The sequence below is a fragment of the Terrirhizobium terrae genome, assembly GCF_030323265.1.
Classification (GTDB): Bacteria; Pseudomonadota; Alphaproteobacteria; order Rhizobiales; family Rhizobiaceae; genus Neorhizobium.
In genome coordinates, this window is the sequence record NZ_CP104992.1 from 841,437 (window position 1) to 865,000 (window position 23,564).

The 23,564-nt window shown below is 62.4% G+C and carries 11 protein-coding genes, 3 tRNA genes, 3 rRNA genes and 1 pseudogene (1 of these 18 only partly in view); all 18 read right to left on the reverse strand.

All coding sequences use genetic code 11. The features are described from left to right. Nucleotides 1-135: 135 nt before the first annotated feature. Nucleotides 136-906, reverse strand: a complete 771-nt coding sequence (locus tag N7E02_RS12130; protein ID WP_286582188.1) for a FecR family protein — start codon at nt 904-906, stop codon at nt 136-138. Nucleotides 907-1,005: 99 nt separating this feature from the next. Next, nucleotides 1,006-1,074 (reverse strand): annotated as a pseudogene (locus N7E02_RS29675) (DUF4880 domain-containing protein); the annotation flags it as partial. A gap of 444 nt (nt 1,075-1,518) precedes the next feature. After that, the gene (locus N7E02_RS12135) at nt 1,519-2,037 is read right to left on the reverse strand and encodes an RNA polymerase sigma factor (RefSeq protein WP_286582190.1); all 519 of its coding nucleotides are present in this window, start codon (nt 2,035-2,037) and stop codon (nt 1,519-1,521) included. Nucleotides 2,038-2,157: 120 nt separating this feature from the next. Next, nucleotides 2,158-2,868 (reverse strand): energy transducer TonB family protein, encoded by a 711-nt coding sequence (locus N7E02_RS12140; protein ID WP_286582192.1) that lies wholly within the window; start codon nt 2,866-2,868, stop codon nt 2,158-2,160. A 9-nt stretch (nt 2,869-2,877) separates the two neighbouring features. Next, a complete protein-coding gene (locus tag N7E02_RS12145) occupies nt 2,878-3,789 on the reverse strand; it encodes an energy transducer TonB family protein (RefSeq protein ID WP_286582194.1) in 912 nt (303 codons plus the stop codon). 231 nt (nt 3,790-4,020) lie between these two features. Then, entirely contained in the window at nt 4,021-4,428 is a 408-nt protein-coding gene (locus N7E02_RS12150) for a hypothetical protein (protein WP_286582196.1), read from the reverse strand. 127 nt (nt 4,429-4,555) lie between these two features. Beyond that, entirely contained in the window at nt 4,556-5,230 is a 675-nt protein-coding gene (locus tag N7E02_RS12155) for a lytic transglycosylase domain-containing protein (RefSeq protein ID WP_286582197.1), read from the reverse strand. A gap of 2 nt (nt 5,231-5,232) precedes the next feature. Next, a complete protein-coding gene (locus N7E02_RS12160) occupies nt 5,233-5,694 on the reverse strand; it encodes a hypothetical protein (RefSeq protein WP_286582198.1) in 462 nt (153 codons plus the stop codon). Continuing rightward, nucleotides 5,678-13,876, reverse strand: a complete 8,199-nt coding sequence (locus tag N7E02_RS12165; RefSeq protein ID WP_286582199.1) for a filamentous hemagglutinin family protein — start codon at nt 13,874-13,876, stop codon at nt 5,678-5,680. Before N7E02_RS12165 ends, N7E02_RS12160 begins: the two co-directional genes overlap by 17 nt. After that, complete coding sequence (locus tag N7E02_RS12170) at nt 13,873-15,948, reverse strand: hypothetical protein (RefSeq protein WP_286582200.1); 2,076 nt, start codon at nt 15,946-15,948, stop codon at nt 13,873-13,875. The genes N7E02_RS12165 and N7E02_RS12170 overlap by 4 nt, the downstream gene beginning before the upstream one ends. A 20-nt stretch (nt 15,949-15,968) precedes the next feature. Then, the gene (locus N7E02_RS12175; RefSeq protein ID WP_286582202.1) at nt 15,969-16,622 is read right to left on the reverse strand and encodes a hypothetical protein; all 654 of its coding nucleotides are present in this window, start codon (nt 16,620-16,622) and stop codon (nt 15,969-15,971) included. Between the two features lie 92 nt (nt 16,623-16,714). Further along, complete coding sequence (locus tag N7E02_RS12180; RefSeq protein ID WP_286582203.1) at nt 16,715-18,214, reverse strand: two-partner secretion domain-containing protein; 1,500 nt, start codon at nt 18,212-18,214, stop codon at nt 16,715-16,717. A gap of 533 nt (nt 18,215-18,747) precedes the next feature. Further along, nucleotides 18,748-18,824 (reverse strand) — tRNA-Met (locus N7E02_RS12185). 251 nt (nt 18,825-19,075) lie between these two features. Further along, a 5S ribosomal RNA gene (gene rrf, locus N7E02_RS12190) occupies nt 19,076-19,190 on the reverse strand. A 255-nt stretch (nt 19,191-19,445) separates the two neighbouring features. Further along, a 23S ribosomal RNA gene (locus tag N7E02_RS12195) occupies nt 19,446-22,241 on the reverse strand. A gap of 578 nt (nt 22,242-22,819) precedes the next feature. Beyond that, nucleotides 22,820-22,895, reverse strand: a tRNA-Ala gene (locus N7E02_RS12200). Between the two features lie 122 nt (nt 22,896-23,017). Then, a tRNA-Ile gene (locus N7E02_RS12205) sits at nt 23,018-23,094 on the reverse strand. A gap of 258 nt (nt 23,095-23,352) precedes the next feature. After that, a 16S ribosomal RNA gene (locus N7E02_RS12210) occupies nt 23,353-23,564 on the reverse strand; it runs 1,269 nt beyond the window's last position. The 16S, 23S and 5S rRNA genes sit together here with 3 tRNA genes alongside, the layout of an rRNA operon.

Consider the following 23,564-nt stretch of genomic DNA (forward strand, 5'->3'; position numbering starts at 1 on the left):
GCGGGACGACGCGCTGGAGGTCTTCTGTCTGGAAGACACCTCAGCGCGACGAAAGCCGCCAAAGAATCTGAAGAAATATTTCTGCGCGTTCGGGGAGAGCGGGGCGGCGGTTTCGACAGCCGCGTACTTTGCGGGTTAGCTCAGGAAAACAATGCCGCCCGGAAATGTGCGCAACGAGGCTCCGAAAAGCTGCTGCACCTGACCTGGGAAAAGATCGAGACGGTCCAGATGGAACGTGCCGTTGACAAGTCTGTTTCCAAGCCGGTCGTCGGTTACGATGATCTTGCCGGGCCTGTAGCGGTTCACCTCGGCGACGACCTCGCGTAGTGGTCTGCTATGGAAGATCAGCAGACCGCGTTGCCATGCACTGGCCTGCTCTGAATCCACGGCCAAGGGCGTACCCAGCCCTTCCTCTTGTTCAAAGGCAACTTCCAGTCCTGCATCGAGCGCGACCATTCTCGCCCCGTTTTCCACATCAACCGAGCCCTCGAGGCAGGTAACAGAAACCCTGCCGTCCACGCATCGCGCCGTAAATGCCGCACTGGACGCCTGGATCTTCAAATCAAGAACCTGGACCACGAGCGGGCTGTCGGGGGACCTCGCGGTCTTGATGGACGCCTCGCCCTTCAGCAGTTCGATTTCAGGCCTGTGAATGTCGCTCGAAAGGATCGATAGGCTCGAAAACGTGTTGAGGGTGATCGCAACGCCCTCGGCCACCTTGATTTCGCGCCGCTCTCCCTTCGCTGTCCGATAGTCGGCCTGCAGTTCCGGCAGGGACGGCCATAAGTCCAGTGGCGGCCGGTAGATGAGGTAAGCCGCCGCCGAGGCAGCGATTGAGCCGCCGATCAGAGCCCGCCGCGTTAGGCCTGGTCTCGAGATCCGCGGGTGCCCGACATGATCGAGCACAACGGTCTGGCTTTCCGTCGCCTGCAGGTCACGCCACAGGCTCACGGCCTGCCGGAAAGCCGCCTCGTGATCGGGGCTGCGAGCACGCCAGGCGGTGACATCATTGACATCCGCTTTCGTGGCGGATCCGGATCGAAGCCGAACGACCCATGCCAGAGCCTCCCGCATCAGCGGGCTCAAATCGGAGTGTTCGTCGTCCGGCTCAGTCACGGATCCATCTCTCGACAGGCATCGCGCCGCCCATGCGGCCAAATATGATTCTGACTTCGATTACCGTTGCCTGTGTCGGATGAACAGGCAAGGGTTGGAACATCTGTCTTGACCTTATCCCCGCCTTAACATCGTCTGTCAGGCGTAGTTCGCGCATTCGCATCCCCCGGCCCCGATAGAGAGCTCATCGCGTGAGGTGCGCAGCTCATGACCGTCGGTGAATATTCTTCTGAGAAGAAGACACCTGGGCAACGGGTAATCCGCCATGATGCTGGAGATGAATGGGTGAAATCGACAAACTGCCGGTCAGCAATGTCCAGGCATAAAGCAACCTGCGAATGGATGCCTTTCCATTCCCAGTCGCGAGAAGTCACGCTTGGACAAGCGACTGATCATGAATGTCTAAGACTGCAGCACGCCCTTGCCCACTCGCCGGGCACAGTGCTCTATCGCAAGCTGAATATCTCTTTCGACGGTGCGGAGAGATACGCCGAGATCCGTTGCGATGACGCTATAGGGCGTGTTTTCGAACAGGGCTGCCTCGAACGCCTGTCGTGACCGGGACGGCAATTCCTCGATAGCTTTGAGCAAGGCGCGCATCTCCGATCTGGCTTCCGCAATGTGCGCAGGACCAGGTTGTTCGTCGGGAATGTCGAAGACTGCCTCTATGTCTGCCGCAGAAGCTCGAAGGCGTTCGGCGCGAAGCCGATTGTTGCCGACATTCACGGCCGTGCGGAAGAGATAGTTGTGCGGGCTTCGGACCTCGATACCGTCGGAGACCGTTTCGAGACGGGCATAAGCCTCGTGCAGCGTTTCGCTTGCGAAGTCGGATGAGCCAAATCTGCGGGTCAGCCGGCGCACCAGCCCATCGTAGTCGGCAGCCAGAACGGCCTGTAAAATGCTGCGGTTAGACGCGCTCACGACCCTGCCCCACAACTTGCCCTGATAATGCCGTCCCCACGGCGCCGACGGTACCGCTAAACCATCTCCGTGACGTCAACATGACATTGAATCATATTTGAAAAGACTGAATTATCCGGCTCAATTGGGATCGAACGCTATCGGGATCATGACCGTCAATTCGCCAGGCAGGTCATTCGGTATTTGCGGTAGAGGCTGGGATTGACGGACGGTTTCCATCGCCGCCTGATCAAGCGCTGCATAGCCCGCGCTTTGCCGAACCCAGATCTTGCTCACCGCACCATCGCGCCGCATCGCGAACATGACTTGCACGACCTGCCGCTGTTTCGATACAATTGTGCCGGGGTGGCGGCGATACCGGGCAATATGGCTGAGCAGCTTCTGACGAAAGACCGACGAAGACGCTCCGGCAGCGGTCTGCCGCGGAATGCTCGGTGCGGCCGTGGGTGCAATCTCCTGCTCCACCTGAGGCTCGATCGCGGGCGGATGGGAAGCGGCCTTTGCCTCCTCGGGAATGGCCCGGTAGGTCGCGTCGACAAGCGGCTCGTCGATGCCCTCACTGAACTCGGCCTTCGCCTCGGGCATAACGGGAACCGGAACATCCGCATCCGCGCCGTCGACAAGCATCAGATTTACGGTCGTCGTCTGAAATTTCGTTTCCTGTCCCGCCGGCACCGAATGCAGCCAGTATACGCCGGCAGACAGGAACATTGGAACGACGACGACGACACCCCACAGCCATCTCGTGTTCAAGACCGGCAGCGGCGCCGCCTGCGGCCCTTCCGTCAGGCTGCGGGCCTTCTCCCATTTGTCGTTATCATCCGAGCTCAAGTGACTTCCTCACATCGTCATCGCGACGATCATCACGCGAACTGGCCTGGGTGTGTCCGCCGGGGCGTTCTGCCGGAAGCGAATGCCCTGCAGGGCGGACATGACCGCTCCATCCCGCTGGGGATTGCCGGTTGAACGAAAAACTTCCGTACGCGTAACGGCATTGGACGCATCCACCCATATATCAAGGCCGACGCGGAAACCGTTGCCCCGCGCAACCATCGATTTGCGCAGGGCCTCCTGAATGTCGATCTGAATAGCGGAAATATAGGCCGTGATCGCAGACCGGTCCGTGCGCTTGGCGGAGTTTCCCTCGACCAGAAGCGTGTCGAGTTCCATATCCGCCTGCCGTTGCAGATCAGCCGGCGGTTCGTCTGGATCCACGGCCGACGGATCGGCAAGGATCACGGCATCGGCACGCGAAAAGCGCGGAACGAGACTTGTATTCCCGAGCAGTTGGCGCAGGGCGGATTCTCGCGAAAACTCGCCCTTGACCGCGACCGACACATGGTGCGTGCCGACATCGCTTTCGTAGAGCACGGCAACGCCGCTCGCTGCGCTATAGGCCTCGAGTGCATTGCTGAGAGGCTGTTCTGCGATATCAAAGACCAGGGTAGGCGTAAGAGCAGGTCGGGAATCTGCAAGGACAAGGCTGCCTGCCAGAAAGGCGCAGGCGGCAAGAGCTGGTAACCGCCAATGGTCAGAGAGCCGGATGGTTATCCGTTTTGCATCGGCCAGCAAAAGCCCGCCTGCCGCTTGCCTGCGACAGTGGTCACTGTCCTGAAATAAGAGGGAGCAGTTATTCGGTGAGCGCATATTCCGCAACAATAACAAAGCAATATCTTGTATAAAAAAGAAAATTATTAAGCCAAAAGACCATACCACGTCCTCTTCGTCGCGAATAGAGACATGATGCGGCAAGTACGACCTGCTGACGATTTCCGGTTGCAAAGGTAGGGAGGCGCTCGGAGACGAGGTGTAACCGTTGCTCCGGACAAGCCGCGGGCTGCGGAGACATGGGGATTTCAGTCGTCGGCAAGGCTTGTCGCAGCCAAGACAGAAGGCTGGAATCGCAGCGGCCCTGACTGCCTCCTCCGACATCGTCTCAACATGTCCACCTCTGCCATCTGGTCGCCCGCTCGTAAGCCGGGCTCATCGCGGCGTAAGGGGCGAGGTAAACGATGCCGGTGGCGGGCGATAGGGACGCACGGAGACGCCGAAATTGCGGCCATATTGCTGCTGCACCGCCGGCACATTGACGATGCCGAGACGCACGTCGGCCGAACGGGCATCGATCGGCGGAACCGTCGCGGTGGGAGCAACCTTGTCGACGGCGCGACGGATCCTGTCATTGAGGCAATTATAAGCTCGGCTTCCGCCGATCTCCACATCGACGCAGCGCTCGTATCCGGCATCTTCCGATAAAGATCTCCGCCCGATGGTGATTTCCGGCAGGACCGCGCCCGCCTCTTCATCCGGGCCCAACAGAAGCGGCGGCGGTTCCTGCGCCATTGTTGCCGTCGCGACCATGACGAGCGAAGCGAGGATCAAAATGCGCATCAGGCTCTCCTGTTCTTCCGGATATCTCGATCTCGCGATGCTTGACGCTCAAGCAAGGCCCGCGGGTGTGAGAGGACGGCAGCGAGGGATGATCCCGAGCAGCCCCGTCCCTGGTCGTCTGCAGCGGTCATCGCCCGGGCAATTGCTTGACCGTCACCTTGAGCACGATCTCGTTGATGCGCCGGTTGAAGGCCTCGATGTCCGCTGTGCCGCCGGATCCCGCAAGGCAGGTTCCGCGACAGTGGCCAGGCGTCCCCGGCCTGCCGAAGGTAGCGGCGGGCACCGAGCCGGTGACCGCAAAACCTCTGGACTTCAGCCTGGCACGGACCTTCAGGCAGTAATCGACCGAGAGATGCGAGAACCGCGTCTCGCCGTGCCCCGCCCGGTATTTCATCACGGTGGTGCAGAGATCGCGCCCTGCACGCCGCCAGGCCTGGGCCAGATAGGTGACGCCGAGGCTGATATTCGTCTCGGGCACCGCGAGAGCGTCGAGGCCGCCGGAAAAGCCAAGCATCCGCGCCGTCGATGGCATCACCTGCATCAGCCCGATCTCGCCATCGGCACCGACCGCATGCACATTGAAACCGCTCTCCGTATGGACCACCGCCTCGGCGATCTCGGGCGGCAGCCCCTGCCTGTTGGCCTCCTGCGTGATCAGCGCCACGATCGCGTCGCGGCCGGTCGCCTGCCCTACACCGGGCGCCGCTTCGGCCGGGGCGGAGGCGACGGGCTCGGCCATGGCCGGCCCTGCCGCGAGCGCGGATATAACCAGTGCCATGCCGATCGTCACTGCCTGCCGCATTGCTATCGAACCCTTGCGGGCTCGTCGGGCAACAGCCGCAGACGTATCGGCTGCGGCATGTCGGCCGGCGGGATGGCGGTGATCTCCTGCCCGAAAAGCGCCCCGTGCAAGGCCGAGCCGAGCGCCTGTCCCGTGCCTGTGACGACGACCCTGTCGATCCGTCCTCGGGGCGACACCCAGAGTTCGGCAAGGATGCGCCCGTGGGGGCCGCCACCCGCCTCGCTCAGCATCCGCGCGGCGGCCGCATCCTTCGACACCGTCTGCGTAAGACGCGCCTGCAGATCCTGCTGCAGGCGGATCGCGAAGGCGTTCCAGGCCTGTGGCGCCGCATTCGCGCGATGGAATGCGGTCTCGTCGGCGCGGCCGGACGACGGTCCCGCCGCGATCCCGAGACATGCGGCGAGAACGCCCAGCCACCCCGCCGAAGACCTCGGCCCACTGCCGGGATCAGAGGGCGCTGTCATCGTCGTCGTCCCGTTCGTCGTCCTCGCCGGCCACGCCGGTGTCGCCGCCGCCGAAACCGAGCACCTCGACGATGATGACGGAGACGGGGCCGGCCTCCCGCTCCTGCGTCTGGCCGGTGGCCTGCTGGGCCGCCGCACCCGACGTATTCGATGCCTCCGTCAGCCCGCCGATATCGGGCGCCTGGATCTGCGGCACGCCGGTCGTCGATCCCTGCGCCTGGATATTGGCGGCGTTGACGACATGCAGCGCCGCGACGTTGACATTGGCGCCCGAGCGGATGCCGGCTTCGCCCGCATCGATCGTGCCGAGCGGCGCGATCAGGTCGATGTCGCCGCCGGGAATGCCCGGCACGGCGCTCTGCGAGGCGATGCCGGCGCCGGAGCTCGGCGCTTCCGGCGAGATGGTGACGAGGCCGTAATTGTCATAGACGCGCCGCGGCGGCGTGTAGACGATCGTGGTCTTGGCACCGCGGCCGGCATTGATGTCTCCTTCCGCCGACCAGGCGAGAACGTCGCCGCCCATCGTCGTCATGATGCGCGACAGGCCGAGCAGCAGCGAACCCTTCGAATAGAGGTGGATATTGCCGGCGCCCTGGGTGACGAGGCCCGCCGTCGACGGCGGCACGGTGCCATCGACGCCGATGACGATGCGGCCTTCAGGGGCGAGCATGCTGATGTCGCCGCCGAAATTGGTCCGCACGCCGGCGCCGCCATACATGATGATGTCGCCGCCGCGGGCGATCGTGGCGCCATCGGCATCCTTCTCCGGGAAGAGCGTCGCGATCGCTTCACGGCCGCGCAGGTAGGACAGGTAGCGCGGGCCATCGGCATCATTGTATTCGCGGCCGCCCGCGGTCAGTTCGGCGTAATAGACCTGCCGCAGGAAGATCGCCTGCTGTTCCGGCGCAAGGGTGCCGAAAAAGGCGAGCGCCTCGGTTCCGCTGCCTTCGAAGCCGTAGCGTGCCTCCAGCCATTCGGCCAGTTCCTCGGCATAGACCTTGACCGTCTTGCCGGGCTGGTCGGCAAGCGGCAGATCCGGCGCGGCGAGATTGGCCGGGTCGAGATAGCGCTTGGCGATCGCCGCATAATCCGGCCCGGCGGCACCGACACCGGCCTGCATGTGGATGCTGGCGCCCGGGCGGGTATCGCCGGGGATTATGGCGCCGAGCGAGACGATCCCGGCGCGGTCTTCCATCAGGATGTTGCGGCCGGCGCTGATCTCCAGCGAGCCGGGGCCGGCAATGCTGAAGGAACTGTAGAGAATGTCGCGCCCGGCCGAGACCACCGACACGTCGGTCTCTGACGAATGGACGATCAGGTTGCCGGTTGATTGCCCGCCCGCGCCGCCATTGTTCGGCAGATGGGTGAACTGAGACAGGTTGGTGCCACTGTTGACGATATCGCGGCCGGCCCTGATCCAGACCGGACCACCTGCTTCGTAGATGGTGCGGCCGGCCAGACTGCTGACACTGGAGAAGTTCGACAGGACCTCACCGGTGCGCAGGCCGACGATATCGCCGTTGACGGCGTAGTAGCGCGCCGGAGCGAGATCGTAGAGTCCGGACGCCGTATTCGTACCGAAGGCGAAGAGATTGTTCGCCACCTGGAAAGCGAGCGAGCTCAGATTGTTCATGGTCGCCGGGTTGAACGGCGTCGGCATTACCGCCGGATCGGCGCCGGAACGCGTCACCGCGTAGCCGCCGGCATAGATCGAATTGCCGGCCAAGAGCTCGAGCTGGCCATTCGCCGACGGCGCCAGCAGCAGCGAGTATTGGTTTGCGGCGCTGTTCTGATAGACCGCCGATGGTCCCATATAGATGCTGCCGGCCGGCGCTGCGGCGCGCAGGATGGACGGATAGACGAAGCGACCGCCAGTAGCGCCGGTATCGGCTTGAGGCGTGATGCCATCGCCGCTGCCCGAGGTCTGGCCGAGCTGGGTGCTCGGAGTGAGATCGCCGCCGGCCGCGAACAGGTCGATCGCGGTGCGGTCGGTCCACAGTGTGAACCAGGGCGCCAATAGATTGCCCGTCGCATCGACTATGTTCGGATCGATGCTGTTGGTGCGACCTCCGTCGCGAACACCGCCCAGCACGAGATCACCGCGCGCGGCCAGGCTGAAAGTCGAATCGCCCGGCATCAGCATCAGCCCGCCGCCGGCATAAGACGAGGTGGACGTGAAGGCATCATAGGCCCGCACCTCCTTTGCATCCTGATGGGCGGCAAAGGGTCCGTAACGCAATTCGATGCTGCCCTGGCTGGCGGCGGTGATCCCGGTATGGCCGCGCAGATTGGCGACCAGACCATTCAGACCGAGATTCTGCTCCCGATTTTCGAAGCTGACGGTGATCGTCGCGTCCCGTGCGGGATTGAGCGCGCCGCCGATGCGGACATCCATGTCGCCGCCACCGGTCAGGGTGAGGTTGCCATCGGCACCGACACGGCCAGTCGAGGCTACCGCCAAAGTCAGTGCCTGGCTACGCGGGAACTTGCCGCTGCCCCAGCCGCCGGGGCTGAGCACATCGACGGTCCCGGCATTGCCGCCGGTCTCGAGACGAAGATCGCCGCCTCCAAGCGTGCCGTAGCCGGTAAAGCCGACGAGATAAGGCAGTCTGTCGACGTCGTTGGTCGGATAGGTATCCGAACGGACGTATGTACCGAAATTGATCCACCATGCCGCGCCATTGGCGCTGTCAGCGACATCGCCCTGGCGCCACAGCCAGTTGGCAGGATCGGCGCTGGTCTTCTGCACGTTGCGATTGCCATCGGTGCCAGAGCTGTTGCCCGAAGTCCAGGCGTCGCCGGTGATATCGCCGCCGGCCCGCAGCAGAAGATTGCCGCCAAGGGTCGGGTACCAGGCCTGATAGGTACTGTTCGTTCCCTTGACGATCGCCTCATAGTCGGCGCCGGCTGATCCGAGCACCGTGCCATCGGTTGTCGTCGCGCGCGATTGGTTGAAGACGGACTGAACGTTCTGCGATTGGGTTCCGGCGGTGTAGACACCATAGGGCGAGCGCATCGAGATATTGCCGCCGGCGACGATGTCGAGATCGCCGGTGCCGGTGCGCAGCACGCTGAAGATCGGATTGGCGGGCTGTTTCTCGATCACATCGCCGATGATGGTCGTCGGCGGCGTGCCCGGGATAGGATCGCGCAACCGGATGCACCAGCCGGGATCGGCACAGATGATTTCCCAATCTGCGGATACGGGCGTGCCTGGTGTCATGCCCAGTTCGGCACCCAACTCATCCCACACGAAGCTGACCTTGACGCACCAGTCTGGTACGTCCGCGCAGAGGCTGTCAGGCCCCCAATCCGGCGTGATCTCGGTCCCGGCCGGCATCCCGAACTCATTTGTTTCGGACCAGTACCAGACAAAGCCCGGCACTTCCGGCGTGCCGGGAATGACAATGACCTCGCGCTTGTCGAATACGGTGAAGTGCGTGTCGGCGAGCGTGAGATTGCCGTTGGCATCGCGCGGCCGCAGCGCACGCTGGTCGGCGGCGGCGGTGTCGGCGCCTGCGACCATGCGCATCGACCAGCTCTGCGAGCCGGCCGGCAGCATCGAGGCGACTGCCCAGTTGGCGCCTTGCCTGCCATTGCCATCGACAGGCCGCAGCGGCAACGAGATGGCATTTCCCGGCAGCTCGATCTCGGCTTGTGACGGGATCAGCCCGCCCATCGGCACATCGACGCTGCCGGCGATCCTGACCTTGCCGACCACCAGGACGTTATACTCGTTGTATTCCATGACGGTGGGCAACGGCACACCCTTCGGCCAGGTCAGGGCGTTCAGCGTGGTCATGACCGGCAGCACGAAGCCGGCACCGAGCCGTGTGCCCGCGGGCAGCGTCTTCGTTTCGGCGAGCCGCGTGCCGGCCGCAAACAGCAGAGTGCCGTCGGCGGCGCGGATATCGCCGCCGAGAATGGTGTTGGCGGGCAGTGTCACCACTGTGGCGGTGACTGCCTCGACCGGAAGCAGCGTGCCGGCCGCAGCCTGCATCTGCTTTAGCGGCAGGTCGTAATTGACCGCGCGCCCGTCAGGATAGCCGGTACCGTCGGCAAGCGTCAGCCGGCGCGGGGCAACAACGTCGCTGCCGTAGGACAACAACCCCTCGCGCAACATCCAGCCGTCGTCATCCGGCGTCTCGGGCGGAGGCGCAAAACCGTCATTGATCGAGCCGTGGATGGCGAGATTGCCGCCGGCGCGGATGGCAAGCGACCCCACTTCGCCCGAACCGATAACGCCAGTGCGCGGGAAATTGGGATTGACGCTCTGGTAGCGATAACCCGACAGATCGAGATCGCCCTGCACCACGAGATCGCCATCCGGCGTGGCGCTGACGATTTCAACACCAGGGCGCAGATGGAAGGCATCGCGATAGGTGGCGTTGTTGAGGCCGGCAAGCTTGCCGTTCATCAGCCCGCCATTGGCGAGCGCATTGCCGATGAAGGCCGTGCTTTCAATATGCTTGGCATCGAGATAGGCCTGGTCGATGACCTGATAGGGCCGGCCGCTTGCCGCAGGATCGGTGCCGTCGGGTGCATCCTCGTAGCGCTGCACCGCATTGACCGCGATCGAGCGGGCGCCGGTAATGTTGATGGTGCCCGACGCATCGATCGCGATGTCGCCGGCCGTGGCGCCGCCGAGACGGGGCGCATAAAGATCAAGCGTACCGCGCGCCGCGCCGTCATTCATGCCGGCTCTCGTGCCGACCGGCACATCGGTGCCGTGGCGAAGATCGACGCGCATGCCGGAGCCGAGCGTCAGCAGCCCGTCACCGGAATTGAGTTCGACCACCGCGCGGTTCGGGCTGTCGATGATCTTGCCATAGCTGTCGACGCGCAGGCGCTTGCCATGGGCATCGAGCAGCGCCGTGCCGGCAATGGTAAGCCCCTGCTTCGCAGCAAGACGGATGACGCCGACTTCGGCGCCGCTCGCATCCACCGTGCCGGTCACGGTAAGGCTGCCGCCATCGACGGAAACCCCGATCTCGCCCGCCTTCAGTCCGTCGCCTATGACGAGATCGCCCTGCTTGAACTGGAAGCTGCGACCGCCATACATGCTGTTCGCGTTGAGCCGTGCATTGAGGGCCGCGAACTGATCCGTTAGCGTGCCGCTGTCGCCCAGCCTCTGCGCCCGCAGGTCGATATAGCCCCCGAGATAGGGCACGATCGTGCCGCCTGCATCATATTCGCCCGACGTCGAGCCGAGGATGCGTCCCTGCAGGTCGACCGTGCCCGCGCCTGCGCCGAGCGCCGCCACCGAGAGCCGGCCGGCATGGTTGTGCTGCGCCGAAAGGTCGATCGCGGAACCCGCCGACTGGCGCGCGTTGCCGCTGCGGCTCTCGAGGATCACCTCGCCGCCCCAGCTGTATTTTGCCACATCGTGCATGGTGATCTTGCGGCCTGCAAGATCGAGCTGCGCCGCATCTGTCAGGATGACGTCGCCCTCCGCGCTTGCCGTAAACCGGCCGCTCGGCAGCGCCACGGTGGTGGCAAGCGTGATCGCCTGACCTTCCAGCTTCAGTTCCGCGCCGAGGCCCTTGTTGTCGGTGAGCTTGGCGGGTGCCGCGCCGCCCGGCGTGACGGCCGTGATCGTGCCGCCTGCCTTGATGCTGCTGTTGGAGCCGGCTTCGCCGGTCAGCATCGGCGTCATAAGCGTGAGATTGCCGCCTGTGTAGCTGTAGCCGGTCGCCGGCGCATAGGCGCCCCGGCTCTGATAGACGACGATGCTGCCCTTGTGATTGGCGGTAATGCGATCGCTGGCATCAAAGGTGACATTGGCGAAACCGAGCGCGAGGCGCGTGACAGTGTCGATGCCGCTGATCTGCACGCTCGGCCCGTAGCCGAGCGTGATGCGCTCGGCATCGACGGTGAGCGAACCGCTGCCGCTGCCGGCGCCGCCGGTGATGATAGCGCCCGGCGCCCGTGTCGAACCGCTCCAGACAAGGTTCTGGGTGCGGATCGTTGCAACGTCGGATGCGGTGCCGGCACCATAGATGGCCGGCGTGCCGAGCACGAGATTGGCGATGCGCGACTTGCCCGAGGCATCATAGGTGTCGAGCGTCACCGTGCCGAAGATGTTGACCGCTTCGCTGGCGTTGAGGATCAGGCTTTCCAGCGCAGGCGCGCCGGTGGACGTGTCGCCGCGCAGCAGGCGGTCGAGGACAGCCTGGTTGAGCGTGAGGCCGGACGGCAGCGCACTGCTCGCACTGGCTGCGGCGAGCGCAGCTTCTGTGCCGATATTCACCGCGCCGACGCCGAAGGACAGATTGCGGGTGCCGTAGCGGACATTGTCGCCAAGTTCGAAACGATTGGTGGTGGCGAAGGCGATGGTGCCTTCGGAATAGAGCGTCGTCGGCGCCGCGCAATTGCCGCTGGCGCCGCAGGCGCCGATCAGGATCGCACCCTGAGAGGTCACGGTCGCATCCGCGGGAAGCACGTCGAGCCAGCCATTCGAAATCGCCAGCATCGACGCGCCTATGAGATTGTTCGGCTGCGGCGAATAGATGAACCCGTCGCGGGAATCGAATGGGGTCGCGCCCATGCCAAGCGTGTTGATGCCCGCGCCGGCCTCGATGGTGATCGCGCCCGACGCCGACGCCGTGAGCAGCATCACCTCCGGAGCGCGAAGCACAGCGCCTTCGCGCAGGGTGATGCTTGCGGAACTGCTCAGCCCAGCTGGATTGAAAGTGAAGTAATTGCCCTGCTGGCCATAATTGACCTGCGGACGTCCGCCGACCACCAGCCGGCCGGCACCGAGCGCGTTGAGGTCGCCGGCATGGAGAGACACGCCATCGAAGCCGGTTGTCGGCATAGCCCCCGTCGCCAGGACCTCGAACGCCGCACCACCGGAGCTGCCGATCACCGCCGCCGATCCGGTGAAACCGCCCTTGGCGGCGGTGAAGTCGACCTTCCCGTCGAAACTGAACGCATCGGAGACACCGTTCCTGGTCAAGCGAAGCGTCAGCGTCTTGCCGTCGAGCGGGATCATCGCGCGCGGCACGCCGATCCGTGCGGCATCCGCGAGCGCGAACTCGGCATAGGTCGTCTCGTTATATTGCGAGATCTTTCGCACGGTATCGGCTGGCGTCAGGATTACCTGGCGCTGCAGGCTCTCGCGCACCTGGCTATTGGCATAGCCGAGCGTGCCGCCGGCGACCGTCGAGCCGTTGGCCATGGTGACACCACCGGTGACGCCGCGCGGATCGGCGGCCCCGATCTCGATGCGGAATGCGCCGGGCATCAGCGCATAGCTTGCCGGCATGAGCGTATAGGTGCCGGCCGGAAGACCCGGCAGGCCGCGGTCCAGCGTGATCTGCTGACCGGTGAGCGGCGCGGCAGAGCTGCCGCCGACCGGCGCCTGGCCGGCAGTATAGCCCGGCACGATGGCATAGACGGCATTGCCGTCGCGGCTCGCCGCATAAGCCGGATTGGCATTGGCGAGCGCGGTGGCCAGCACATCCACCGAGCCGCCTCGACCGGAGATGAACCCGGCGCCGAGCAGGTCGCCTCCACCGGAAAGATCGATCCGTGCGCCGCCCTGGATATCGATGCGCCCGGCGCTCAGCACCACGCCCTGGTTGCTCGAGACGACGCCTTCCAGCGCGATCTCTTTGCCCGCGTGGAACCAGTCGATGTCATCCACCGTGCCGCCATAGGGCATCACCAGCCCGCGAGACGAAGTCGATGTGATGCTGCCCGGCAGCAGATTGATCTCCGCGGTGGCGGAAGAGTTGCCCGAGCCTAGCTGGATGAGGCCGAGCGGTGCCCGGATCGTACCGCCCTGATTGATCGTGGTGGCTTCCATGCTCAGCGAGCCGAACACCGAATGAGGCTGCTGGTCGGGCGCCGCGCCGGTGCTGCGGATGGTAAGCGCGCGGGCTGGATCGAACGTGATATTGGCGCCGTTGCCGCGGAGGACGCCGGCACGGATCGTCGCGTTAGCCCCCGTGGTAGGATAGAGTTGGCGCGCGGACATTACCAGATCACCGCGCGTCCGCAGCGAGGTGCCGTTGCTGTCGGCGCCCGGCAGGAAGCGCAGGTCGCCGCTGCTGGTCAGTTCGACATCATCGAAGCCGCGGCGATCGACCGTGACGACGCCACCCGATGAAGCGGTGCCGAAAGTCGACGCCATGCCGAAACGCACCTCGCGCTGGACATCGAGCAGATCCGCATTCACCGCAAACAGCGCCTCGCTTGCCCGCGCGGACGGCGCGTCGAGATAGCTGACCGGGGCAGCCAGGCCTTCCGTGACGATGCGACGGGTGATGCCGGCGATCCGGACATAGGGGCCGCGAGCGTGACGCGACTGTCGCCTCGCGCGGCCTCGGTGAGGCCGAATGTATTGGAAAACAGCTGCAGATTCTGCCGCATGGTCAGCGACAGGTTGCCGCCGAAACCGATGGTGCCGTGGCTGAGCAGGTTGAGATTGTCGAAGCCGCCGGCCGCGATCTGCTCCGCGCTGACGCTGCCGCGCCCATAGATCAGCTGGCTTGCGGCGCTTTCGGGTGTTGCGCCAGCCGCGATTGCGCTGGCGTTGCGGGTCTGTGTCAGCACCAGTTCACGCGCCTGCATGACGCGCGACGTCGCATTGCCCGCATAGATCGGCGTCTCCAGAGCGACGGTGAGCGTACCGCCTGCAGCTCCCTGCCCGCCGGCTCGCGCCAGCCAGGTGCCACCGAGATCGAAGCCGTTGGAACTCGCAAACGAAATCGTACCGCCATTGCCGGCAACCAGCGTCTCGCCGCCCTCCCGCAGATCGAGCATCGCCGCAGTGCCCGACGCATCGAGCACGGCGCCGTCACGCACGACCACGAACAGGTTCGGCGCGGTCGCCTGACCGGTTGCGCTATCGAGTTCGCCGCCGATCGTGATCTCGCCGCCCGCCAGAACCTCGCCATAACGGCGGCCCCGCAGATCGACCGCGGTATAGGCCCGGCCAGCCACGTCCAGCATCGCATGCTCGCCGATCCAGATCGAACGGCCATGACCCGCCGTGTTTGTCCCGTTCTGGCTGTTGCTGGCAAGACCGGTGCCGCGTACCGCGATCTCGCCGCCCCAGGCATTCAGCCTGCCGTCGATCGTGATCTGCCCGGCGCCGGCAATCTCGATGCTCTGGCCGGGATCGACGCTGATGACCGATCCGGCGCCGATGCGCAGGCTGGGTGTGCTGGTGTCGGTAGGCGAGGAGATGTCCGCTCCCGCCCGCAGCGCCAGGCTGGCGCCCTCGCGTCGGGTCAGGAGCCCCGTACGTGGATCCTCCTCATGCAGCGGCGGTGTCCACACGGTCAATGCCGTGTCGATGTCGGTGCTGCCGAAAGCTTCAGGCGTCTGGCGATAGACCGGCATGGCGACGTCCAGAACGGTGCCGTCCGCTACCGTCAGTCCGCGATTGCCGGTGATATCGTAATGGGAAAAACCGCTGCGGAACAACGCCGTGCCGAGCCGCAAGCCCGTGTCGCCGTCGCCGGCACCTTCTTCCGCGCGATCCGAAATGATGATCTCCGGGCCGTGGGCAATCTTCAGCGTGCCTCCGCCCTCGGTGCCGTAAGCCTTGATCGTGCCGTCGAGCGTGAGCCGGCCATTGGCGCTCGCACTCGAGACCGCGCGGTCCGCCTCGAGCGTCACGTCGCCGCCGTGGCCCCCTTCGCGTGATCCGTCAGCCAGAATCCCGGCCCCTGACGAGACGTCTATGACGCTGCCGGCTTCGATCCTGATGTCGCGGCTCGAAGACAGGTTGACCTGTCCGCCATCGAGATAGGCATTCCTGCCGGAGACATCCGCACCGAGCAAGCCGTTGATCCAGTTGCCGCGAAGATCGATCGTTGCGCCGGCATGCAGTGTCGTCGTCGACGTTCCATCCTTCAAGAGCACCGAGGTTCCGGTCCCGCCGGCGGCGGTGAAGACGTTGCTGGTTGTCACGCTGCCGCTGCGCGCGACGATGTCGCCGCGAATGTCGATATTGGCCGCCGTCAGCTTGACGGCGCCGCCATTCGCAAGCGAGACGTCGCCGTCGATCGCGATGTCACCGCCGGTGGCAAGATCGATCTCGCCGAGCTGCTGCGCGCTGAGCCAGGCGGAATCGAGCCGGAGCGTATTGGTCCGCTCGCTCGGCAGCGCTGCGTCGGCATCAAGTCCCTCAGTCACGCCGGCTACATCACCGATGAGGATCTCGGTATCCGTCACGCCAATGCGGCCCAGCGCTCCGTACCGACCGAAGGTGAGCGTGCCGTTCTTGGCGACCGTGCCCATTGCCGCCTTGTAGCCGTCGGCTATGGCGCCGTCGCGCTTGTCTGTCTGATATTCCCCTCGACCGTGTCGGCGAGGATATCGCCCTCGAAGACGGCAGTGGGGGTGGAAAGGACGAGCCTGCCGGCATCGCGCCCGACCGTATAGGCTTCGTGCCACTGCTTGCTGGTGCGACCGCGGCCGAGCGGACTGCTCCAGACCTGCGTCACGCCCCAGCGATCCTGCTCGCGCACGAAGCCGTTGCCCAGCCCGTAGAAGGTCATGTCGGCCCGGGCATCGCCGAGATTGTAGATGCGCCCGTTCCTGCCCTGGAAATTGGTGCTGAGGATATAGCCGGCCTCGTAGTGGAGCGAGCCGCCCGAAATGTCGAAGACGGAGCCCTTCTGGGCGATGACCTCGGGCGCCGAAAGCGTGATCGTGCCGCCGACAGCACTCCATTCGCCGATCTTGTGCTCGGTATTGGCCAGATGACCGCCGACCTCGAGCAGGCCGCCCGGCGTGTAATAGCGGTCGCTGTCATAGCCGCCGGTCCCCGACGGCAGATAAGTCAGGTCGCGGATATCGACCCAGACGTCCTTGTTCTTCAGGTAGTCGCTGTCGCGGTTCATCGGGCTGTCGCGAAGCTCGTTGCCCTGGACGTTGACGAGAATGTTGTTCGCCGACATCGCCAGCGACACGTCACGAACGCCGGAGACATCGATGACGGAATTGCTTTCGGTGAAGATGCGGCCGGCGGCACTGACGGCGACCTGGCCGCTCTGGGCGATCGTCAGCGATCCGGCGCCAGGCGTACTGCCCCCTTGAAGGTGACGTTGCCGCCGGTGACGATCTCGACGCGCGACTGGTCGAGCCGGTCGGCGAGCAGCGAGAGGTTGTTGAACGGACCTGTCGCCGTGCGGGCAGCATTTGCCTTTTCCGATGCGGCGATCAGCGCATCGCGCTGCGAGTTCAGCGCGGTCTCCTTGCTTTCCAGTTCGGGAATGATCGTCGTCAGGCTGTCGGCGCCGAGCGTGATGCTGCCGAGTTTATCTGTTGCCGAGTTGAGCAGATGGATCGTGCCTCGCGCGCTGACCGAGGTGGAGGCGAGCAGCACGCCGTTCTGCTCGATCGTCCGCCCGGCAAGCGTGATGTCACCCTGGGTGCTGGAGATCATGCCATTGTTGCGCACAAGGCCGGCGAGACTGCCTGCATCGAAGAGCGGCGCGATCTCGTTGCCGCGCGTCGTCGAGAACTGGTTGGCATCCGTGCCGTAGCCACGCCGCAGCACGAAATCGTCGCCGGCGGCAAGCTGGGTCTGGCCCTTTTGCGTGGTGATCGTGCCGGATTGCTCGACCTCGCCGCCCATCAGCAGCACGAAGCCGCCACCGGAGGTAGCCGACGCCGGCGCCCGGGTGGTGATCTGCGCGCCCGCCTCGACCTTGACGACGCCGCCGCCCGTGCCATTGCCGAGGAGCGCCGCTGCATCCGTGAAGCTCGGCGCCCAGTTGGAACCGGTCTGCGACGAATAGATTCCGCCGTTGAGGAATTGTTCGTTGCTGATCTTCGCAGTCGAGGCGATCAGCGCCCCGACATTCACCTGGGAGGCGCCACCGAATATGATGCCGTTCTGGTTGATGACAAAGACCGAACCGTCGGCCTTGATATTGCCGAGGATGCGGCTGGGGCTCGCGCCGCCCTGAACCCGGTTGAGCGCCACCCAGTCGCGATTGCCCTTCTGGTCGAAGGTGAGGTCGGTGCGCTCGGAAACGTTGAAACTGTCCCAGGTGAGGATCGCCTTCTGTTCGGTCTGCTTGACGCCCACCTGCGTCCGACCGTTGCCGTCGGCAAACTCGGTCGGCAGGTCGGCGCCGCGCCACAGCTCCCGGTTGACCGTGCCGTCGGCGAGACTGACGCCCGTGCCGACCTGGAGCCCGCCGGGCCTGAGGCCATGCGCGACGCCGCTCGGGATTGCGGCCAGCGCCGACTTGGCCGCATCGCGGGCGGCCTGCTGCGTCGCTTGGACGGCCTGGATCGCCATCGTCGCCCGCTTCAGCGAGTTCTGCGCCTGGCGTGCGGCACGCGCCGCCTCGCGCTGGCCCGACTGCGCCGCCTCGATCGCCGCCTTGGAGGGCGCCGGCGCCTGCGGCCCGAGAGAGCGCGCCTCCATCTGCGGCGCACCGACGAAGAGCGCCGCAGTGCTGACGCTCGCCATCAGCAACGGGCCGGAGAATGCAAAGCGCTTCTTTTTCTTCCGGTTGGCCGGTGTCTGGGCGGGCGTAAGCTTGCTCATGATGGCGTTCCTTCCGGCGAACTACGCGCCTTGAACTTCGTCGATCGTCTTGATTTTGACCTGCGTCGGTCTGGCTGGGGAGCGCTGTGGCGCGGCTTCAGCATTTGCTGCGCTGCCCACGGCTCTCCCTCTGTCTGGAAGACACCTCAGCGCGACAGAAGCCGCCAAAGAATCTGAAAGTTTTTTATGCGCGCCTAAGAAATCAGAGCACCAACGTCACTGTCGTTGGACATGACAGACGCCGTACAGAACCAGTTCGTCGCGCCCGCACAGAACGATCGCCCGATCCGCGCCGCATCCGGTGCGATCGACACGGAGCACAAAAGAAAAAACTCCTCGAAGACTACGCCGAGGAGTTTTTGCAGAGATAGTTCAAATGGGAAATTCGGCAGTTGTGTTAGTCGCGGTGGGAGGATTTGACCCAGCGGGCTTGAGGTGATGGTCCGCATGACGACGGGCCAGATCGCCGTTGCATTTGACGTTTTGGCGGCAGCGGTAGTTGTTCTGTGGAGGTGTTGGGGGAGAAGGGATGTTGGTTGCGGGGGCAGGATTTGAACCTGCGGCCTTCAGGTTATGAGCCTGACGAGCTACCGGGCTGCTCCACCCCGCGCCAAGCGCATTCGGCTTTGCCGAATGTCGCGGTAGCATCACAGCTTTGCTGTGATGCTTTGTGCCGGAGCAACGAGCGAAGCTCGTTGTCTCCTGTAAGGGGCGCACCGGCTAGATCCTGTGCGCTGTCCTTATTTCGTAATGTTCTGCAAACGACGAAGGGCCGCTATTGCGGCCCAATCGGTATTCGGCTTGGGCCGAGGAGTGTCGAGAAGATTGTTTTCACGCTTGTGCGTGCATTGCCTTTAAAAGACCTGGCAGCGACCTACTCTCCCGCGTCTTAAGACGGAGTACCATTGGCGCTGGGGCGTTTCACGGCCGTGTTCGGAATGGGAACGGGTGCGGCCGCCCCGCCATGACCACCAGGTCGTTTAAGGGCAATGTTCCGACGGCGACGTCGGAATGTGATGAGAAGCTGGATTTTCGGAACATCGCCTTTGTTTTGTCCTGACGCGCGTAGCGCTCCGGACAGGCCACCAAACGATTGGCGACGAACTCTGTTCTGTATGGCTGCCCCGCTCGACTTCGAGCAAGGGAGCCAGACGAACTGGCGATGGTCTTTAGAACACGTCATGGCTTCATCTTCGCGCCTTACGGCGCTCGATGAGCATGGTCAATGAGAACGATTAAGCCAATCGGGCTATTAGTAAGGCTAAGCTTCATGCATTGCTGCACGTCCACACGCCTCCTATCAACGTGGTCGTCTTCCACGGCCCTGATAGGGAATACTCGTTTTCAGGTGGGTTTCCCGCTTAGATGCCTTCAGCGGTTATCCCTTCCATATATAGCTACCCTGCTATGCCGTTGGCACGACAACAGGTCCACCAGAGATATGTCCATCCCGGTCCTCTCGTACTAGGGACAGATCCTGTCAATATTCCTACACCCACGGCAGATAGGGACCGAACTGTCTCACGACGTTCTGAACCCAGCTCACGTACCGCTTTAATTGGCGAACAGCCAAACCCTTGGGACCTGCTCCAGCCCCAGGATGCGATGAGCCGACATCGAGGTGCCAAACAACCCCGTCGATATGGACTCTTGGGGGTCATCAGCCTGTTATCCCCGGCGTACCTTTTATCCGTTGAGCGATGGCCCTTCCACGCGGGACCACCGGATCACTATGACCGACTTTCGTCTCTGCTCGACTTGTCAGTCTCGCAGTCAGGCGGGCTTATGCCATTGCACTCGACGACCGATTTCCGACCGGTCTGAGCCCACCATCGCGCGCCTCCGTTACTCTTTCGGAGGCGACCGCCCCAGTCAAACTACCCACCATACACTGTCCCGGATCCGGATGACGGACCGCGGTTAGACATCCATGACGATAAGGGTGGTATTTCAAGGATGGCTCCACGAAGACTGGCGTCCCCGCTTCAAAGCCTACCACCTATCCTACACATGCCGACACGAATGCCAGTGTAAAGCTATAGTAAAGGTGCACGGGGTCTTTCCGTCTAACCGCAGGAACCCCGCATCTTCACGGGGAATTCAATTTCACTGAGTCTATGCTGGAGACAGCGGGGAAGTCGTTACGCCATTCGTGCAGGTCGGAACTTACCCGACAAGGAATTTCGCTACCTTAGGACCGTTATAGTTACGGCCGCCGTTTACTGGGGCTTCGATTCAGAGCTTGCACCCCTCCTCTTAACCTTCCAGCACCGGGCAGGCGTCAGACCCTATACGTCGTCTTTCGACTTCGCAGAGCCCTGTGTTTTTGATAAACAGTCGCTACCCCCTGGTCTGTGCCACCCCAATCCACTTGCGTAAAAGGGGTCACGCTTCTTCCGAAGTTACGCGTGCAATTTGCCGAGTTCCTTCAGCATAGTTCTCTCAAGCGCCTTGGTATACTCTACCTGACCACCTGTGTCGGTTTCGGGTACGGTCTATACGGTGGAGCTATTTCCTGGAACCGCTTCCCTGCCCAGACAATCCAATAAGTCTGAACAAGCTACGCGATCCGTCACTACCACCAGGCCCACGAATATTAACGTGGTTCCCATCGACTACGCATTTCTGCCTCGCCTTAGGGGCCGGCTAACCCTGCTCAGATTAACTTTAAGCAGGAACCCTTGGTCTTTCGGCGAGAGGGTCTCTCACCCTCTTTGTCGTTACTCATGTCAACATTCGCACTTCCGATATCTCCAGGGGCCCTCACGGGTCCCCTTCACAGACTTACGGAACGCTCCGCTACCACGTGGATAAATCCACATCCTCAGCTTCGGTGCATGGCTTTAGCCCCGTTACATTTTCGGCGCAAAGACCCTTATTTAGACCAGTGAGCTGTTACGCTTTCTTTAAATGATGGCTGCTTCTAAGCCAACATCCTGGTTGTTTTGGGATCCTCACATCCTTTCCCACTTAGCCATGACTTGGGGACCTTAGCTGGAGGTCAGGGTTGTTGCCCTCTTCACGACGGACGTTAGCACCCGCCGTGTGTCTGCCGACTAGTACTCCCAGGTATTCGGAGTTTGGTTAGGATCAGTAAGACGGTGAGTCCCCATAGCCCATCCAGTGCTCTACCCCTGGGGTATTCGGTCGACGCTCTACCTAAATAGATTTCGCGGAGAACCAGCTATCTCCGAGTTTGATTGGCCTTTCACCCCTAGCCACAAGTCATCCCAATCTATTGCAACAGATGCGGGTTCGGTCCTCCAGTTGGTGTTACCCAACCTTCAACCTGCTCATGGCTAGATCACTCGGTTTCGGGTCTAATGCATCTAACTAAATCGCCCTATTCAGACTCGCTTTCGCTGCGCCTACACCTACCGGCTTAAGCTTGCTAGATACACTAAGTCGTTGACCCATTATACAAAAGGTACGCCGTCAGGCTTGCGCCCTCCGACTGCTTGTAGGCATCCGGTTTCAGGTTCTATTTCACTCCCCTTGTCGGGGTGCTTTTCACCTTTCCCTCACGGTACTTGTTCGCTATCGGTCATGCACGAGTACTTAGGCTTGGAGAGTGGTCTCCCCATGTTCAGACAGGATTTCACGTGTCCCGCCCTACTCAAGGACAATCAGTGTTCTACGCTTACGGGGCTATCACCCACTATAGCCAGGCTTTCCAACCTGTTCAGCTTTATTCCTGATTGCCACTGGCCTGGTCCGCGTTCGCTCGCCACTACTTGCGGAGTCTCGGTTGATGTCCTTTCCTTCAGGTACTTAGATGTTTCAGTTCCCTGAGTTCGCTTCTAACCCCTATGTATTCGAAAGTTAGATACCTTATAACAATACCTAGAAACCTAAACCGTACCGAAGTACGGCTTAAACTTTCTAGGTATTTAAGGTGGGTTGCCCCATTCGGAGATCCATGGATCAAAGCTTATTCGCAGCTCCCCACGGCTTTTCGCAGCGTATCACGTCCTTCTTCGCCTGTGCATGCCAAGGCATCCACCAAATGCCCTTACGACACTTAATCGTTCTCATTGCCAATGCTCATCAGTTAGCTCAGCCTTTCCAGCGGAAAGGCGAAGCAGCAAGGCTACCTTTTACAACCTCACCATCTCATGATGCCATCGACGTGTTCTTTTCGACCGGATCGCTTTCTAAAGGGCCACGCCGAGCGGCCCACTTCACGTCCGGTCATAAGACCAGCTTCTCGAGATTAAATCCGGGTCCGTGCGGTTAGCAACCGGACATCAATAAGTCATCAGAAGTGCCAAGGTCCGAAGACCAAGACACCAACAACGACCGACCAGAGTGACAAGCTTCCTATCTCCACCGATCCCTCTTTCGTATCCAGTCGGCTAGACCATCAACGACATCATAAGGATCAGCTTCAAACTCGGACCTAAATCCGAACCTGGAAGCCTCCAGATCAATCTTCTCTTCACGATTTTTGCAGAACAGGCACAAATGCAGATCGCATTGTGCAAACTTGTATTTCTTCAGAAGACAATGAGTTTGGCACCTCGTAGGCCAGAGGCCGTCGCCGATCGTTCGGCGCGCCGTCCGCAGGCAGCATCCAAAGGATGCGCTCGCCGCGAGGACCAAATATGGTGGAGCTGAGCGGGATCGAACCGCTGACCCCCTGCTTGCAAAGCAGGTGCTCTCCCAGCTGAGCTACAGCCCCAATCTCTTGGGAACAGCCCGAACTGACAAGATCAGTCAAAGCCCGTTCATCAACACCATTTTCCGCAAACCCATCCAGCAGGTCAAATCCGTCACCGCGTCCAGCACTCGCTCAAAAGCGAATGGTGGGCCTGGGAAGACTTGAACTTCCGACCCCACGCTTATCAAGCGTGTGCTCTAACCAACTGAGCTACAGGCCCATTCACCTGCAAGGCTTACACCTTACATCGCTTGATCGACAAGAGGTCGACAAGTTGGACACCGAGCTTTGCGGCAATTGTCTTCTTGAAGAAAGAGAAACGTAGTCGGCGGTCTTCGCCATACCGTGATGATGCAAGCATCTATCCGGCGTATTTCGTTTCGATGGTCACCTGACTGGTGCCATCTATGTTCTAAAAAGCACGGGAAGGTTCATCCTGGTCTAGCCAAGCGTCTTACCAATTCCACAGCTTCCTTAGAAAGGAGGTGATCCAGCCGCAGGTTCCCCTACGGCTACCTTGTTACGACTTCACCCCAGTCGCTGACCCTACCGTGGTTAGCTGCCTCCTTGCGGTTAGCGCACTACCTTCGGGTAAAACCAACTCCCATGGTGTGACGGGCGGTGTGTACAAGGCCCGGGAACGTATTCACCGCGGCGTGCTGATCCGCGATTACTAGCGATTCCAACTTC

What these genes read in the sequence shown, in the direction of transcription:
- N7E02_RS12155 (WP_286582197.1), bottom strand. Translation starts at nt 5,230, where the DNA reads ATGCGGCAGGCAGTGACGATCGGCATGGCACTGGTTATATCCGCGCTC.
- N7E02_RS12180 (WP_286582203.1), bottom strand. Translation starts at nt 18,214, where the DNA reads ATGAGCAAGCTTACGCCCGCCCAGACACCGGCCAACCGGAAGAAAAAG.
- N7E02_RS12160 (WP_286582198.1), bottom strand. Translation starts at nt 5,694, where the DNA reads ATGACAGCGCCCTCTGATCCCGGCAGTGGGCCGAGGTCTTCGGCGGGG.
- N7E02_RS12150 (WP_286582196.1), bottom strand. Translation starts at nt 4,428, where the DNA reads ATGCGCATTTTGATCCTCGCTTCGCTCGTCATGGTCGCGACGGCAACA.
- N7E02_RS12170 (WP_286582200.1), bottom strand. Translation starts at nt 15,948, where the DNA reads ATGGGCACGGTCGCCAAGAACGGCACGCTCACCTTCGGTCGGTACGGA.